General features: G+C 71.8%; 14 protein-coding genes and 2 tRNA genes. 9 read left to right on the forward strand and 7 right to left on the reverse strand.

Annotated elements, in window-relative coordinates:
• Nucleotides 1-19: 19 nt before the first annotated feature.
• From ACFW2G_RS14645 to ACFW2G_RS14655, 3 genes are all read left to right on the forward strand, one after another.
• A tRNA-Met gene (locus ACFW2G_RS14645) sits at nt 20-93 on the forward strand.
• Between the two features lie 201 nt (nt 94-294).
• Complete coding sequence (locus tag ACFW2G_RS14650) at nt 295-2142, forward strand: tetratricopeptide repeat protein (protein ID WP_037919615.1); 1848 nt, start codon at nt 295-297, stop codon at nt 2140-2142.
• A gap of 103 nt (nt 2143-2245) precedes the next feature.
• Nucleotides 2246-2319, forward strand: a tRNA-Met gene (locus tag ACFW2G_RS14655).
• A 150-nt stretch (nt 2320-2469) separates the two neighbouring features.
• Here the strand turns inward: ACFW2G_RS14655 and ACFW2G_RS14660 are convergent.
• Nucleotides 2470-2886, reverse strand: coding sequence for a Fur family transcriptional regulator (locus ACFW2G_RS14660; protein WP_384451970.1), 417 nt, complete (start codon nt 2884-2886; stop codon nt 2470-2472).
• A 130-nt stretch (nt 2887-3016) separates the two neighbouring features.
• Here ACFW2G_RS14660 and ACFW2G_RS14665 point away from each other — a divergent pair, with 130 nt between their 5' ends.
• Complete coding sequence (locus ACFW2G_RS14665) at nt 3017-4486, forward strand: catalase (protein WP_384451973.1); 1470 nt, start codon at nt 3017-3019, stop codon at nt 4484-4486.
• A gap of 69 nt (nt 4487-4555) precedes the next feature.
• On the opposite strand, the gene ACFW2G_RS14670 is transcribed toward ACFW2G_RS14665, so the two are convergent.
• Together ACFW2G_RS14670 and hisN are read right to left on the reverse strand one after the other, a co-directional pair.
• Complete coding sequence (locus tag ACFW2G_RS14670) at nt 4556-4948, reverse strand: cyclic nucleotide-binding/CBS domain-containing protein (RefSeq protein ID WP_037919620.1); 393 nt, start codon at nt 4946-4948, stop codon at nt 4556-4558.
• 175 nt (nt 4949-5123) lie between these two features.
• On the reverse strand, nt 5124-5927 hold the full coding sequence (gene hisN, locus ACFW2G_RS14675) for a histidinol-phosphatase (RefSeq protein ID WP_037919621.1): 804 nt from the start codon (nt 5925-5927) through the stop codon (nt 5124-5126).
• A gap of 143 nt (nt 5928-6070) precedes the next feature.
• Between hisN and ACFW2G_RS14680 the strand changes: the two genes are divergently transcribed.
• The gene (locus tag ACFW2G_RS14680) at nt 6071-6613 is read left to right on the forward strand and encodes a TetR/AcrR family transcriptional regulator (protein WP_384451978.1); all 543 of its coding nucleotides are present in this window, start codon (nt 6071-6073) and stop codon (nt 6611-6613) included.
• Here ACFW2G_RS14680 and ACFW2G_RS14685 read toward each other — a convergent pair.
• From ACFW2G_RS14685 to ACFW2G_RS14700, 4 genes are all read right to left on the reverse strand, one after another.
• Complete coding sequence (locus ACFW2G_RS14685; RefSeq protein WP_030658800.1) at nt 6579-6902, reverse strand: multidrug efflux SMR transporter; 324 nt, start codon at nt 6900-6902, stop codon at nt 6579-6581. The two genes, ACFW2G_RS14680 and ACFW2G_RS14685, sit on opposite strands and share 35 nt — an antisense overlap.
• A gap of 101 nt (nt 6903-7003) precedes the next feature.
• Nucleotides 7004-8014 carry a ribosome small subunit-dependent GTPase A gene (gene rsgA, locus ACFW2G_RS14690; protein WP_037919623.1) on the reverse strand — a complete coding sequence of 337 codons (1011 nt, stop codon included), beginning with the start codon at nt 8012-8014 and terminating at the stop codon, nt 7004-7006.
• Between the two features lie 8 nt (nt 8015-8022).
• Nucleotides 8023-9381, reverse strand: a complete 1359-nt coding sequence (gene aroA / locus ACFW2G_RS14695; protein WP_384583875.1) for a 3-phosphoshikimate 1-carboxyvinyltransferase — start codon at nt 9379-9381, stop codon at nt 8023-8025.
• Nucleotides 9382-9445: 64 nt separating this feature from the next.
• Nucleotides 9446-10159 (reverse strand): M50 family metallopeptidase, encoded by a 714-nt coding sequence (locus tag ACFW2G_RS14700; RefSeq protein WP_037919630.1) that lies wholly within the window; start codon nt 10157-10159, stop codon nt 9446-9448.
• Between the two features lie 53 nt (nt 10160-10212).
• Between ACFW2G_RS14700 and ACFW2G_RS14705 the strand changes: the two genes are divergently transcribed.
• The 4 genes from ACFW2G_RS14705 to rsrA all read left to right on the forward strand — a co-directional run bounded on the left by ACFW2G_RS14705 (nt 10213) and on the right by rsrA (nt 12981).
• Nucleotides 10213-11031 carry an SOS response-associated peptidase gene (locus tag ACFW2G_RS14705; protein ID WP_384451986.1) on the forward strand — a complete coding sequence of 273 codons (819 nt, stop codon included), beginning with the start codon at nt 10213-10215 and terminating at the stop codon, nt 11029-11031.
• Nucleotides 11032-11089: 58 nt separating this feature from the next.
• Nucleotides 11090-11740, forward strand: a complete 651-nt coding sequence (locus ACFW2G_RS14710; RefSeq protein WP_384451989.1) for an alpha/beta family hydrolase — start codon at nt 11090-11092, stop codon at nt 11738-11740.
• Nucleotides 11741-12034: 294 nt separating this feature from the next.
• Nucleotides 12035-12679: a sigma-70 family RNA polymerase sigma factor gene (locus tag ACFW2G_RS14715; protein WP_030771483.1), complete on the forward strand. Its 645-nt coding sequence runs from the start codon at nt 12035-12037 to the stop codon at nt 12677-12679.
• On the forward strand, nt 12676-12981 hold the full coding sequence (rsrA, locus tag ACFW2G_RS14720; protein ID WP_037919638.1) for a mycothiol system anti-sigma-R factor: 306 nt from the start codon (nt 12676-12678) through the stop codon (nt 12979-12981). The genes ACFW2G_RS14715 and rsrA overlap by 4 nt, the downstream gene beginning before the upstream one ends.
• Nucleotides 12982-13063: the final 82 nt, after the last annotated feature.

Below are 13063 nucleotides of genomic sequence, written 5' to 3' on the forward strand. Positions count from 1 at the left end.
GATACTGTGGTTTCACCGACGCGGGGTGGAGCAGCTCGGTAGCTCGCTGGGCTCATAACCCAGAGGTCGCAGGTTCAAATCCTGTCCCCGCTACTGAAGACGAAGGCCCGGATCCATGGGATCCGGGCCTTCGTCATGTCCGGACGGGACACGCGGTAGCTGGGGTGGGTGAGTTGGGGCAGGAGCGTGTTTGACTTACCCCACTGTGGGCATGTCGACAAAACGCTGTAGTGACCTCACTGACTGCGACATACCAGGTGTACGCGGGTAGCAGGTGATGCGACGATGGGATTTATGGGGGACAGGTCAACTCTGCTGGAGACAGGGCGGTTTGTGAGGGCGCAGGCCGAAGCGGGCACAGGAGCCAACGAGTCGGCACCCGTTGCCGACACGCAGACCGCGCTGACCGATGCGGAGTTCGCGCAGGAGATGTTCGCCGAGACCGACGCGGCGAGTGACGCCGAGCTGGAGGCCCGGCACCGGGTGGCCGCCGACAAGGGCGACCCCGGTGCCATGAGCGTGCTCGGCGCGCTGCTGCTGCGCCGCGGAGACCTGGACGGCGCCGAGCCCTACCTGCGCGGGGCCACCGCCGAGGGGGACCGCGCCGCCGCCAACAACCTGGGCGTCCTGCTGCTCCAACGGGGCTACCCCGACGAGGCCGCCGGCTGGTGGCGGGTCGCCGCCGTGGCCGGGTCCGCACCCGCCGCGCACGCCCTGGGCCGCCACTTCCGCGAGCGCGGCGACGAGCCGGCCGCCGAGTACTGGCTGCGCCAGGCGGCGGAATCCGGCCACGCGCTGGGTGCGTACGGGCTGGCCGACCTGCTGGAGCACCGCGGGGACAAGGGCGTGGAGCAGTGGTTCCGCGCTGCTGCCGAACAGGGCCACCGCGAGGCCGCCTACCGGCTGGCCAGGCACCTGCGCAAGGGCGACCCCGCCGAGGCCGAGCAGTGGTACCGGCAGGCCGCCGCCCGCGGGCACCGGCGCGCGGCGCTCCACCTGGGCGCCCTGCTGGAGGCGCGTGGGGAGCTCAAGGAGGCCGGGCGCTGGTACCTGACCTCCGCCAAGCAGGGCGAGGCGCGGGCCGCGTGTGCGCTCGGCTTCCTGCTGCGTGACGCCGGCGACGAGGAGAGCGCGGCCGCGTGGTGGCACCGGGCGGCCAAGGACGGCGACGGCAACGCCGCCAACGCCCTGGGTGCGTTGCACGCCGCGCGGGGCGAGACCCAGACCGCGGAACGCTGGTACCGGACCGCCATGGACGCCGGAGATCAAAACGGGGCGTACAACCTTGCTTTGCTGTGCGCCGCACAGGACCGGACCGCGCAGGCCGAGCAGTGGTACCGGCGGGCTGCCTACGCCGGCCACCGCGAGGCGGCCAACGCGCTGGCCATCATGCTGCTCCAGGTCGGCGATGCGGCGGGCGCCGAGCCGTGGTTCTCGAAGGCCGCGGAGGCGGGCAGCGTGGACGCGGCCTTCAACCTCGGCATCCTCTTCGCCAGCCGCGACGAGGATCGTACGGCGCTGAAGTGGTACGAGCGGGCCGCCTCGGCGGGCCACACCGACGCCGCCCTCCAGGTCGGCATCGCGCTGGTACGGGACGGGGAGGAGCGGGCGGCCGAGCGTCACCTGCGCTGCGCGGCCGGCGGCGGCAGCGCGGAGGCGGCCTTCCGCCTGGCCGCGCTGCTGGAGTCGCTGGCCCCGCCGCCGGAGCCGCCGGCGCTGGGCGAGCCGGTCGGCAGCGCCCCGCGCACCGAGAGCGAGGAGTGGTACGAGCGCGCCGCGGAGCTGGGGCACCGCCGGGCCCAGGTGCGCGTCGGCATGTTGGCGGCAGCCCGCGGCGACATGGAGTCCGCCGCCCGCTGGTACCGGGAGGCAGCCGAGGCTGGGTCCCGCAACGGCGCGTTCAACCTGGGTCTGCTGCTGGCGCGAGAGGGCAGCGAGCCGGAGGCGGCGCTGTGGTGGACCCGGGCGGCGGTGGCCGGCCACGGCCGAGCCGCCCTGCGACTGGGCCTGCTGGCCGCTCGCCACGGCGATCTCGCGGAGGGGCAGAAGTGGTGCGCCCGCGCCATGGAGCTGGGGCCCGCGGAGGTCTCGGAGCGGGCGGCCCGGCTGCGCGAGGCCCTGGCGGAGGAGCTCTCGGCGTGACCCCCGCCAGGCCGGGGCCCGGCCCCCGGACGGATCCCGGACCGGTCCCCGGTTAACCGATTTGCATGTGCCGGGGGCCTTCACGTAACGTTGGGTTCACCGACGCGGGGTGGAGCAGCTCGGTAGCTCGCTGGGCTCATAACCCAGAGGTCGCAGGTTCAAATCCTGTCCCCGCTACTGAAGGCTCAGGGCCCGGATCCATTGGATCCGGGCCCTGAGTTGTTTCCGTGCGCGAAGCGCCCGGGAATTTCCGGAGGTCGCGGAAGCCGTGAAGGCCCCGACCCCTTGAATCCGCCATGGGGGCCGGGGCCTTCACGGCTTCCGGGATCAGGCGCCCGCGCAGTTCGGGCAGAGGCCGCGGTAGGTGACCTCGACCGCCGACACCACGAAGCCGAAGCGTTCCGAGTCGGGCAGGTCGGCCAGCGGATTGCCCGCGGGGTGGACGTCGCGGATGGCGCCGCACTGCGCGCAGACCAGGTGCTGGTGCGGCCGGTGGGCGTTCGGGTCGTACCGCTTGGCGCGCCGGTCCGTGGCGACTTCCAGCACCTCGCCGAGGGAGACCAGCTCGCCCAGCGTGTTGTACACGGTCGCCCGCGAGATCTCCGGCAGCTTGGCCACGGCGCGTGCGTGCACCTCGTCGGCCGTCAGGTGCACGTGGTCACCGTCGAGCACCTCGGCCACGACACGCCGCTGTGCCGTCATGCGCCAGCCGCGTCCGCGAAGTCGTTCCAGCAGGTCACTCATGGACACCAGCCTAACAGTGAGGGGATTCGGTGTAACTCCCGAACCGGTGCGGACTTGGATCCTTACTTGACTTGGACAATGTCCATTGTAGGATCGAGTGCGGCTGATGCCGAGGACAGGACAGGCAGCGATGACGCAGGAGGCGCACGTGACGCAGGGACCGCTCACCACCGAGGCCGGGGCGCCGGTGGCCGACAACCAGAACAGTGAGACGGCCGGCATCGGCGGTCCCGTTCTGGTCCAGGACCAGCTCCTGCTGGAGAAGCTCGCGCACTTCAACCGCGAGCGCATCCCGGAGCGAGTGGTGCACGCCCGCGGCGCCGGCGCGTACGGCACCTTCACGCTGACCCGCGACGTCTCGCAGTGGACGCGGGCCGCGTTCCTGTCCGAGGTCGGCAAGCAGACCGAGACCTTCCTGCGCTTCTCCACCGTCGCGGGCAACCTGGGCAGCGCCGACGCGGTGCGCGACCCCCGGGGCTGGGCGCTGAAGTTCTACACCGAGGAGGGCAACTACGACCTCGTCGGCAACAACACCCCGGTGTTCTTCATCAAGGACGCCATCAAGTTCCCCGACTTCATCCACACCCAGAAGCGCGACCCGTACACCGGCTCGCAGGAGGCGGACAACGTCTGGGACTTCTGGGGTCTGTCGCCGGAGTCCACCCACCAGGTGACCTGGTTGTTCGGTGACCGGGGCATCCCGGCGTCCTACCGCCACATGAACGGCTACGGCTCGCACACGTTCCAGTGGAACAACGAGGCCGGCGAGGTCTTCTGGGTCAAGTACCACTTCAAGACCGACCAGGGCATCAAGAACCTCACCCAGGCCGAGGCCAACGTCCTCGCCGGCGAGGACCCCGACAGCCACCAGCGCGACCTGCGCGAGGCCATCGAGCGCGGTGACTTCCCGACCTGGACCGTGCAGGTGCAGATCATGCCGGCGGCCGACGCGGCGACCTACCGCTTCAACCCCTTCGACCTCACCAAGGTGTGGCCGCATGCGGACTACCCGCCGATCGAGATCGGCAAGCTGGAGCTCAACCGCAACCCGGAGAACGTCTTCGCCGAGGTCGAGCAGTCCATCTTCAGCCCGGCGCACTTCGTCCCCGGCATCGGCCCGTCCCCGGACAAGATGCTCCAGGGCCGCCTCTTCGGCTACGGCGACGCCCACCGCTACCGCGTCGGCATCAACGCCGACCACCTGCCGGTGAACCGTCCGCACGCCACCGAGGCGCGCACCAACTCCCGAGACGGCTACCTCTACGACGGCCGCCACAAGGGTGCGAAGAACTACGAGCCGAACAGCTTCGGAGGCCCGCACGAGACCGGTCGTCCGCTGTGGCAGCCGGTCGCGGTCACCGGTGGCACCGGCAACCACGCCACCCCCGTGCACAGCGAGGACGACGACTTCGTCCAGGCGGGCAACCTCTACCGGCTGTACTCCGAGGAGGAGAAGAGCCGCCTGGTGGAAAACCTCTCCGGTTTCATCGCCAAGGTCTCCCGCGACGACATCGTCGAGCGTGCGATCGACAACTTCCGCCGGGCGGACGGCGACTTCGGCAAGCGCCTGGAGGCCGCGGTCCAGGCCCTCCGCGCCTGATCGGGACCGCTTGCCGTAGCAGGACGCCGGGCCGCGGCCCTCTTCGGAGGGTCGCGGCCCGCCGTCGTTTCAGGCGGAGACCGCGCGCCGGGCCGGGACCCAGCAGCGGATGACGTCGCGCACGGACACGATGCCCACCGGTCCGCCGTGCTCCAGCACGATCAGGTGTCGGAAGCCGCCGTGGGCCATCGCCTCGGCGGCTTCCTGCAGCGTCGCGTCCGGGGTGCAGAAGACGACGTTGTTGGTGGTGTGCGCGGCCACCGACTCCCGGTCGGGGTCGTGGCCCGCGCCGATCGAGTTGAGGACGTCGCGTTCGGTCAGGATGCCGATTCCGCTGTGGTCGGGGTCGAGGACGACGGCCGCGCCGACGCGCCGGCCGGACATCAGGCAAGCCGCCTGTCGGAGGGTGTGTGCGGGTCCGAGGGTGAGGATCACGGTGCTCATGGCGTCGCGGACGAGCATGAAGAGAGCCACCTCCTGGGGGTGAGCCCCCGCGCCGGGGTGGGTGCGACCGGTGGAACGCCTCATCAAGAGAAACGTTTCACAAGCGCACAAGCGTGGGGAGTCTCAGATTCCCACGGACCGGGAGGGCCAGCAAGGAGGCGTGCACAGGGAGCGCGGCCGGCGCGCGGGTGGGTCAGGCGCGCGGGCGGAGCAGGTCGAGCATCTCCTCGTGGAGCAGTCCGTTCGACGCCGCCGCGTTCCCGCCGTGCACGCCGTCGACCCCGTCCAGGCTGCTGAAGCGGCCGCCCGCCTCCTGCACGACCACCGCGACGGCCGCCATATCCCACAGGTTCAGCTCCGGCTCGGCACACAGGTCCAGGGAGCCCTCTGCGACCATCATGTACGGCCAGAAGTCGCCGTACCCCCGGGTGCGCCAGCACGCCCGCGTGAGGTCCAGGAAGCCGGGCAGCCGCCCCTGCTCCTCCCAGCCGCTCAGCGAGGAGTACGCGAACGAGGCGTCGCCCAGTCCGCCCACCCGGGACACGCCGATCGCGGTGCGCTCCCCGAGCGCACCGCCCGAGTACGCGCCGGAGCCCTGCGCCGCCCACCAGCGCCGGCCCAGCGCCGGGGCGGACACCACGCCGACCACCGGGCGGAAGACGCCGTCCTCCCCCTCCGTCATCAAGGAGATCAGGGTCGCCCAGACGGGGACCCCGCGCACGTAGTTCTTCGTGCCGTCGATCGGGTCCACGACCCAGCGGCGCGGGCCGCTGCCCATGAGCCCGTACTCCTCGCCCAGGATGGCGTCGTCCGGCCGGGCCGCCGTGATGCCGGCCCGCACGACCTCCTCCGCTGCCTTGTCCGCCTCGCTCACCGGGGTCATGTCCGGCTTCGTCTCGACCTTGAGGTCGAGGGCGCGGAACCGTTCCATCGTGGTGACGTCCGCCGCGTCGGCGAGTTCGAGGGCGAGGCGCAGGTCATTCTCATACTCGGGCATGCCCGAACAGTAGCGAGACTCCCGGACCCCGGCCAACGGCGTCCGGAACGCGGCCGGACGTGCCCTCTTGACGGCGGGCGCGCCCTTGACAGGGTCTGGCGCCCCGTCAACTCTGGGCCGGAGAACCGAGCGGGGAGGCACGGATGCCGGCAGCCCGGGACACCTTGCTGGACGCGGCGGCAGCGGCGCTCGCGGCGCGCCCCTGGCCGGACGTCCGGATGGTCGAGGTCGCCGCCGCGGCCGGGGTGTCGCGGCAGACCCTCTACAACGAGTTCGGCGGCAAGGCGGGGCTGGGTCGCGCCCTGGTCCGGCGCGCTGCCGACCGGTACCTGGAAGGGGTGGACGAGGCCCTGTCCACCCGGGAGCGGGCCCCGGAGCGGCTCGCCGCCGTTGCGGAGTGGACGGTGCGGGCGGCCCGCGAGCACCCCCTCCTGCGGGCCCTGCTGACCGGCGGCTGGGGGCCCGGCCTGCCCGCGGCGGGCCGGCGTGAACCAGGACCCGGGGAGCTCGCCCGCACCGTCCGGGACCGGGCGGCCGCGGCGCTCACTCCGGTGGAGGGGCCGCAGCGGTGCGAACTGGCGGTGCGGCTCGCCCTCTCGTACGTGATCGCCCCGGGCGAGGAGCCCGGGCCGGGGGAGCTGATCGGACTGCTCAGTGCGCCGATCCGGACAGCTGGAGCCCGATGACCCCCAGGATGACCAGCGTGATCGAGACGAGTTTGAGGGTGGAGACCAGGTCGCCGAGGAAGACCATCCCGTAGATCGCCGTACCGGCCGCACCGATGCCCGTCCAGACCGCATAGGCCGGCCCCACGTCCAGCTTCTTGAGGGCCAGGGTCAGCAGGCCGAAGCTGCCGAGGGCGAAGCAGGCGAAGGCCACCGTCGGCCAGAGCCGGGTGAATCCGTGGGAGAGCTTCAGGCAGACCGCGAAACCCGTCTCCAGGAGTCCGGCGACGACGACCAGCAGCCACGCCATGGCGAATGCCTCCCCGCGTCATGTGACATCGCGTCACTTGGTGCGATTATGCACTTATCCATGCAGGTCCTCCGACAAACACGGCATACCCGCCGGGTCGGTCAGTCGCCCTCGCGCCGCTCCCGTGTCCGCAGCAGCCGCCGCAGCGAGTAGAGCCGTGCAGGATCCGCGTGGCCCTCCTCCACCCACGTGTCGAGCGCGCAATCCTGCTCGTCGTGGCTGCACGCGCGCGGGCACTCCTCCGTACCCGGCACCAGGTCCGGGAAGGCGAGGATCACCCGGGACGGGTCCACGTGGTGCAGGCCGAAGGAGCGCACGCCCGGGGTGTCGATGACCCAGCCGTCGCCCGAGGGCAGCGGGAGCGCCAGCGCGGAGGTGGTCGTGTGCCGGCCCCGGCCGGTGACCGCGTTCACGTGCCCGGTGGCGCGCTGGCGGCCCTCGGCGACCAGCGCGTTCACCAGGGTGGTCTTTCCGACGCCGGAGTGCCCCACGAAGGCCGTGATCCGGCCGGTCAGACGCTCCCGGACCCGCTCGGCCGCGCTGCCGGAGGTCAGCTCCTCGCGGTTGGTGACCACGTAGTCCAGGCCGAACGTCGAGTAGATCTCCAGGATCTTGTCCGCCGAGGTCAGGTCGGACTTGGTCAGCACCAACAGGGGCTCCAGGCCGGCGTCGTACGCCGCCACCAGGCAGCGGTCGATCATCCGGGGCCGCGGCTCCGGATCGGCCAGGGCCGTGACGATCGCCAGCTGGTCGGCGTTGGCGACCACCACCCGCTCGTAGGGGTCGTCGTCGTCCGCGGTGCGCCGCAGGACGGACTTGCGCTCCTCGATCCGCACGATGCGGGCCAGGGTGTCCTTCCTGCCGGACAGGTCACCGACGATCCACACCCGGTCGCCCACGACCGCGGCCTTGCGGCCCAGCTCCCGGGACTTCATCGCGGTGATCGTGCGCCCGTCGACCAGGCAGGTCAGCCGGCCGCGGTCGACGGTCAGGACGAAGCCTTCGGAGGCGTCCTCGTGCTTGGGCCGGATGTTCGTCCGGGGCCGGTTGCCCTTGGGGTTCGGGCGCTGGCGGATGTCGTCCTCGTCGGTGTGCTTGCCGTACCTGCGCATGACGTGCCCTACGCTCCCGCACCCGCTCCGGGTCCCGAGTCCCCGGCCAGCATGTCCGTCCACATCGCCGGGAAGTCCGGCAGGGTCTTGGCGGTCGTGGCCACGTTCTCGATCCGCACGCCCTCCACGGCCAGGCCGATCACCGCGCCCGCGGTCGCCATCCGGTGGTCCTCGTACGTGTGGAACACCCCGCCGTGCATCCGGCGCGGCCGGATGCGCAGGCCGTCCTCGGTCTCGGTGACGTCGCCGCCGAGCGCGTTGATCTCCTTGGTCAGTGCGGCCAGCCGGTCCGTCTCGTGCAGCCGCAGGTGGGCGACGCCGCGCAGCACCGACTCGGAATCGGCCAGGGACGCCACCGCGGCGATGCCCGGGGTGAGCTCGCCGACCTCGCTCAGGTCCACGTCGATCCCGTGGATCTTGCCCGTGCCGGTGAAGACCAGGCCGGCGTCGGTCAGTTCGCAGGACCCGCCCATCTCCGTGAAGATCCGGCGCAGCGCGTCACCCGGCTGCGTGGTGCGGCGCGGCCAGTCGGGAACGGTCACCGTGCCGCCCGTGATCAGGGCCGCGGCCAGGAAGGGCTGTGCGTTGGACAGGTCCGGCTCCACGACCATGTCGCGGCCCAGCAGGGCGCCGGGGGAGACCCGCCACACGTCCTTCTCGCCGCCGGCCTCAGCGGTGTCCACCTGGGCGCCCGCTGCGCGCAGCATCTCCACGGTCATCCGGATGTGCGGCATCGAGGGCAGGTTTCCGCCCACGTGCCGGACCTCGACGCCCTGGTTGAACCGCGGCGCGGACAGCAGCAGGGCGGAGACGAACTGGGAGGAGTTGCTGGCGTCGATCTCGACGGTGCCGCCCTCCAGCGCCCCGCCGCCCTGGACGGTCATGGGCAGCGCGCCGCGGCCGTCGTCGTCGATCCGGGCGCCGAGCGTGCGCAGGGCGGCGATGACCTGGCCGAGGGGCCGTTCGTAGGAGCGCGGGTCGCCGTCGAAGCGGATGTCGCCGTCGGCGAGGGTGGCGACGGGAGGCAGGAAGCGCATGACCGTTCCGGCGTTGCCGACGTCCACCGTCGTCGGGCCGTGCAGGGCCGCCGGGATGACCCGCCAGGCCTCGCCGCTCGCGTCGGCGCCGGCGGAGCTGGAGGAGACGGTCTCCTCGATGCCCACGCCCATCGCGCGCAGCGCGTCCGACATCAGCTGGGAGTCGCGCGAGCGCAGCGGGCGGCGCACCCAGCCCGGCTCGGACGCGAGCGCGGCGAGCACGAGGGCGCGGTTGGTGACCGATTTGGACCCCGGCACCGTGACGGTGGCGTGGACGGTCCCATCGGCGAGCGGAGCGGGCCAGAGGGCAGGGGCGGGGGTCTCGGTCATGGCCCCCACTTTAGTGGCTTCCTCCGGGCCCGGATCTTGATCGCCTTCCGGTCTCAGAGGGTGGTCACAGGCCGAGCAGCCAGCGGCCGCCGCCGAGCAGCGAGCACAGCGCGACGACGTGGAAGAAGAGAAGCCACACCACCGGGTGTACGTGGGTGAGGCGCCCCAGCTGGTCGGCGTCGGAATCGGGTGCCCCGCCGCCCCGCCGCTTGGCGCCCAGTTCGAAGACCGGCCGGACCCCGCCCAGCAGCAGGAACCACACGACGAGGTAGGCGAAGCCGGCCTGCACCTCGGCCGGGGCCAGCCAGGACACCAGCAGGAAGGTTCCGCCGGTCAGCACCACCGTCAGTGCCCCGTACGCGTTGCGGATCATCATGAGCATGGCCGCCAGCAGGGCCGTGGCCGCCCACAGCAGCAGGGTGATCCGGTGCGCCGAGAGCAGCGCCGCTCCGCCGAGGCCGAGCAGCGAGGGCGCGGTGTAGCCGCCGGCAGCGGTCAGGATCATCCCCAGGCCCGTCGGCTTGCCCCGGCTGACGGTGACCCCGCTGGTGTCGGAGTGCAGGCGTATTCCGCTCAGCCGCCGCCCGGTGAGCAGTGCCAGCAGGCCGTGCCCGCCCTCGTGGGCGATGGTGATGGCGTTGCGCGACAGCCGCCACAGCGGGCGGGGCCCCACTGCGGCCAGTGCTACCACGCCGGTCGCGATCACCAGCCATTGCTCGGGTGCGGTCTGTACGCCCGTGAGCCGGTCCCACAGGCCGGCCGTCGTGCTGCTGTCCATAGGGTGGCGGACTCCTTGCGGTGGTGTGCGGTGGACATGGCAGTGTGGCAGCCATGTGCGGACGGTATGCAGCGAGTCGTGGACCGCAGGACCTCGTGGAGGCCTTCGGCATCGAGAAGTGGGAGCCGGAGGAGTCCCTGGCCCCCGACTTCAACGTGGCGCCGACGAAGGAGGTCCACGTCGTCCTCGACCGTCCTCTGAAGGACGCTTCGCACCCGCGTCCGGTTCGCCAGCTGCGCGTCCTGAAATGGGGACTCGTGCCCTCCTGGGCCAAGAACCCCGACGGCGCCGCCCGGATGATCAACGCCCGGTCGGAGACCCTGCACGAAAAGCCGTCCTTCCGGCGCGCGTTCGCGCAGCGCCGCTGCATCATCCCCGCCGACGGGTACTACGAGTGGGTCACCGCCCACGACGAGCGGCAGCTGGAGGTGGAGGGCCGGCGGAAACGGGCCCGCAAGCAGCCCTACTTCGTGCTCCCCTCCGACGGCTCCCTGTTCGCCATGGCCGGCATATACGAGTTCTGGCGCGACCGGACCCTGCCCGACGAACACCCCCTCGCCTGGTGGGTGACCTGCTCGGTGATCACCACCGAGGCCGAGACCGGACCGCTGGGCGTCGCCCCCGTCGAGGGGCCGCGCTCGCTGTCCGAGATCCACCCGCGGATGCCGCTGATGCTCACCCCCGACCGCTGGGACGCCTGGCTCGACCCTGCGAACACCGACACCGAGGGCTCCCTGCGGGAGCTGCTCGCGCCGCCGCCCGGCGGGCTGATGCGCGCCTACCCGGTGTCCACCGCCGTGAGCAGCGTGCGCAACAACGGGCCGGAACTGCTGGCGGAGCTGGCCGCACCGGAGGAGGGCACTCTCTTCTAGGGCCCGCCCGACCGGAGGCGGGCGGGTGCCCGACCGGCCGGGACGGCACGATGGGGACATGACCACGCGTACCGAGAGTGTCGACACCCCGGCGGGTGAGGCCCGCATCACCTGGCACACCGCCCCCGGGGCCCGGCTCGTCCTCGCCGTGAGCCACGGCGCCGGCGGCGGCATCGAGGCCCGGGACCTCCAGGCGCTGGCCGCCGCCCTGCCCGCCCGCGGGATCACGGTGGCCCTCGTCGAGCAGCCCTGGCGGGTCGCCGGGAAGAAGGTCGCCGCAGCCCCCAAGGTGCTGGACGAGGGCTGGCGCGGGCTGTGGCCGGTCCTTACGCGGCCCGGAGCGGCGGTGGTCGCGGGCGGGCGCAGCGCCGGGGCCCGCGTGGCCTGCCGCACGGCCGATGAACTGGGCGCCGCCGGCGTGCTGGCCCTGGCGTTCCCGCTGCACCCGCCGGGCCGGCCCGAGAAGTCCCGCGTTGGGGAGCTCACCGGGGCGGGTCGGCCCGTCCTCGTGGTGCAGGGCACCCGGGACCCCTTCGGCCGCCCCGAGGAGTTCCCGACGCCCGGCGGGATGCACCCGTACGAGCTCGTGGAGGTGGCCCACGGCGATCACGGCTTCGCGGTGCCGAAGAAGGCCTCCACCACCCAGGAGGAGGCCCTGCGGACGATCACCGACGCGGTCGGGGAGTGGCTGGAGCGGCTCCCCGGGTGACCTGGGCCACGGCCCTGGTCCCGGCCCGGGGAAGGCCTGAAGAGCCGTGGCGCACCGGGGAATGCGCGGCCCCGCTTCTCTGTTGTGCCGGATGTCGGTACATACGGAACGTCGGAGGAGAGGGAGCGCATGACCCAGGTCATCAGCCAGAACCGTCCGCAGGCCGCTGACCTGGACTGGACGGTGCTGCCCGCCCCCAAGCGCGGCCCGCTCCGGGCGGCGGGGGCCCGGGAAGGTCGACTATTCTCCGATTCGAGCGGATCCGCCTTCGGAGCCGCCACGCAGTCGGAGGAGGTGGGTCCTGTCGCTGGGACCGACGAAGGCCACGCGGAGGAGACGACCCCGGAGCGCAACGCGCGCTTCGAACGGGACGCCCTCGGCTACCTCGACCAGATGTACTCGGCCGCGCTGCGCATGACGCGCAACCCGGCCGACGCCGAGGACCTGGTCCAGGAGACGTACGCGAAGGCATACGCGTCCTTCCACCAGTTCCGCGAGGGCACCAACCTGAAGGCCTGGCTGTACCGCATCCTGACCAACACGTTCATCAACTCCTACCGCAAGAAGCAGCGCGAGCCCCAGCGCAGTGCCGCGGAGGAGATCGAGGACTGGCAGCTGGCGCGCGCCGAGTCGCACATGTCGACCGGACTGCGCTCGGCCGAGTCGCAGGCGTTGGACCACCTGCCCGACTCGGACGTGAAGGAAGCGCTGCAGGCCATTCCGGAAGAGTTCCGCATCGCGGTCTATCTTGCCGACGTAGAGGGCTTTGCGTACAAGGAGATCGCGGACATCATGGGTACACCCATCGGAACGGTCATGTCGCGACTGCACCGTGGCCGCCGTCAACTCCGCGGAATGCTGGAGGACTACGCCCGCGAGCGCGGGCTGGTTCCCGCGGGCGCGGGCGAGGCGAACGACCGGAAAGGCTCGGGGTCATGAGTTGCGGAGAGCCGCACGAGACGGAGTGCTCTGAGGTCCTGGACCACCTGTACGAGTTCCTCGACCGTGAGATGCCCGACAGTGATTGCACGAAGTTCGAGACCCACTTCGGCGAGTGCAATCCCTGTCTGGAGAAGTACGGCCTGGAGCAGGCCGTGAAGAAGCTGGTCAAGCGCTGTTGCGGGTCGGACGACGTGCCGACCGACCTGCGCTCGAAGGTGATGGGCCGGATCGAGCTGATCCGATCGGGGCAGGCGGTGCCCGACCACGACGTGACCGCCGACAACCCCGCCTCCGGCTGACCGCTCCGCCGGCGGTGAACTGCTGAACAAACGCCCCCGCAAGATCAGTGCATTCACCCGAATGCGCTAATCCGGGGGCGTC

The organism is Streptomyces sp. NPDC058880, assembly GCF_042742535.1.
Classification (GTDB): Bacteria; Actinomycetota; Actinomycetes; order Streptomycetales; family Streptomycetaceae; genus Streptomyces.

Excerpts from the sequence above, each read along its gene's own strand:
- ACFW2G_RS14650 (WP_037919615.1), top strand. The coding sequence starts at position 295 with ATGGGGGACAGGTCAACTCTGCTGGAGACAGGGCGGTTTGTGAGGGCG.
- ACFW2G_RS14660 (WP_384451970.1), bottom strand. The coding sequence starts at position 2,886 with ATGAGTGACCTGCTGGAACGACTTCGCGGACGCGGCTGGCGCATGACG.
- ACFW2G_RS14665 (WP_384451973.1), top strand. The coding sequence starts at position 3,017 with ATGACGCAGGAGGCGCACGTGACGCAGGGACCGCTCACCACCGAGGCC.
- ACFW2G_RS14670 (WP_037919620.1), bottom strand. The coding sequence starts at position 4,948 with ATGCTCGTCCGCGACGCCATGAGCACCGTGATCCTCACCCTCGGACCC.
- hisN (WP_037919621.1), bottom strand. The coding sequence starts at position 5,927 with ATGCCCGAGTATGAGAATGACCTGCGCCTCGCCCTCGAACTCGCCGAC.
- ACFW2G_RS14680 (WP_384451978.1), top strand. The coding sequence starts at position 6,071 with ATGCCGGCAGCCCGGGACACCTTGCTGGACGCGGCGGCAGCGGCGCTC.
- ACFW2G_RS14685 (WP_030658800.1), bottom strand. The coding sequence starts at position 6,902 with ATGGCGTGGCTGCTGGTCGTCGTCGCCGGACTCCTGGAGACGGGTTTC.
- rsgA (WP_037919623.1), bottom strand. The coding sequence starts at position 8,014 with ATGCGCAGGTACGGCAAGCACACCGACGAGGACGACATCCGCCAGCGC.
- aroA (WP_384583875.1), bottom strand. The coding sequence starts at position 9,381 with ATGACCGAGACCCCCGCCCCTGCCCTCTGGCCCGCTCCGCTCGCCGAT.
- ACFW2G_RS14700 (WP_037919630.1), bottom strand. The coding sequence starts at position 10,159 with ATGGACAGCAGCACGACGGCCGGCCTGTGGGACCGGCTCACGGGCGTA.
- ACFW2G_RS14705 (WP_384451986.1), top strand. The coding sequence starts at position 10,213 with ATGTGCGGACGGTATGCAGCGAGTCGTGGACCGCAGGACCTCGTGGAG.
- ACFW2G_RS14710 (WP_384451989.1), top strand. The coding sequence starts at position 11,090 with ATGACCACGCGTACCGAGAGTGTCGACACCCCGGCGGGTGAGGCCCGC.
- rsrA (WP_037919638.1), top strand. The coding sequence starts at position 12,676 with ATGAGTTGCGGAGAGCCGCACGAGACGGAGTGCTCTGAGGTCCTGGAC.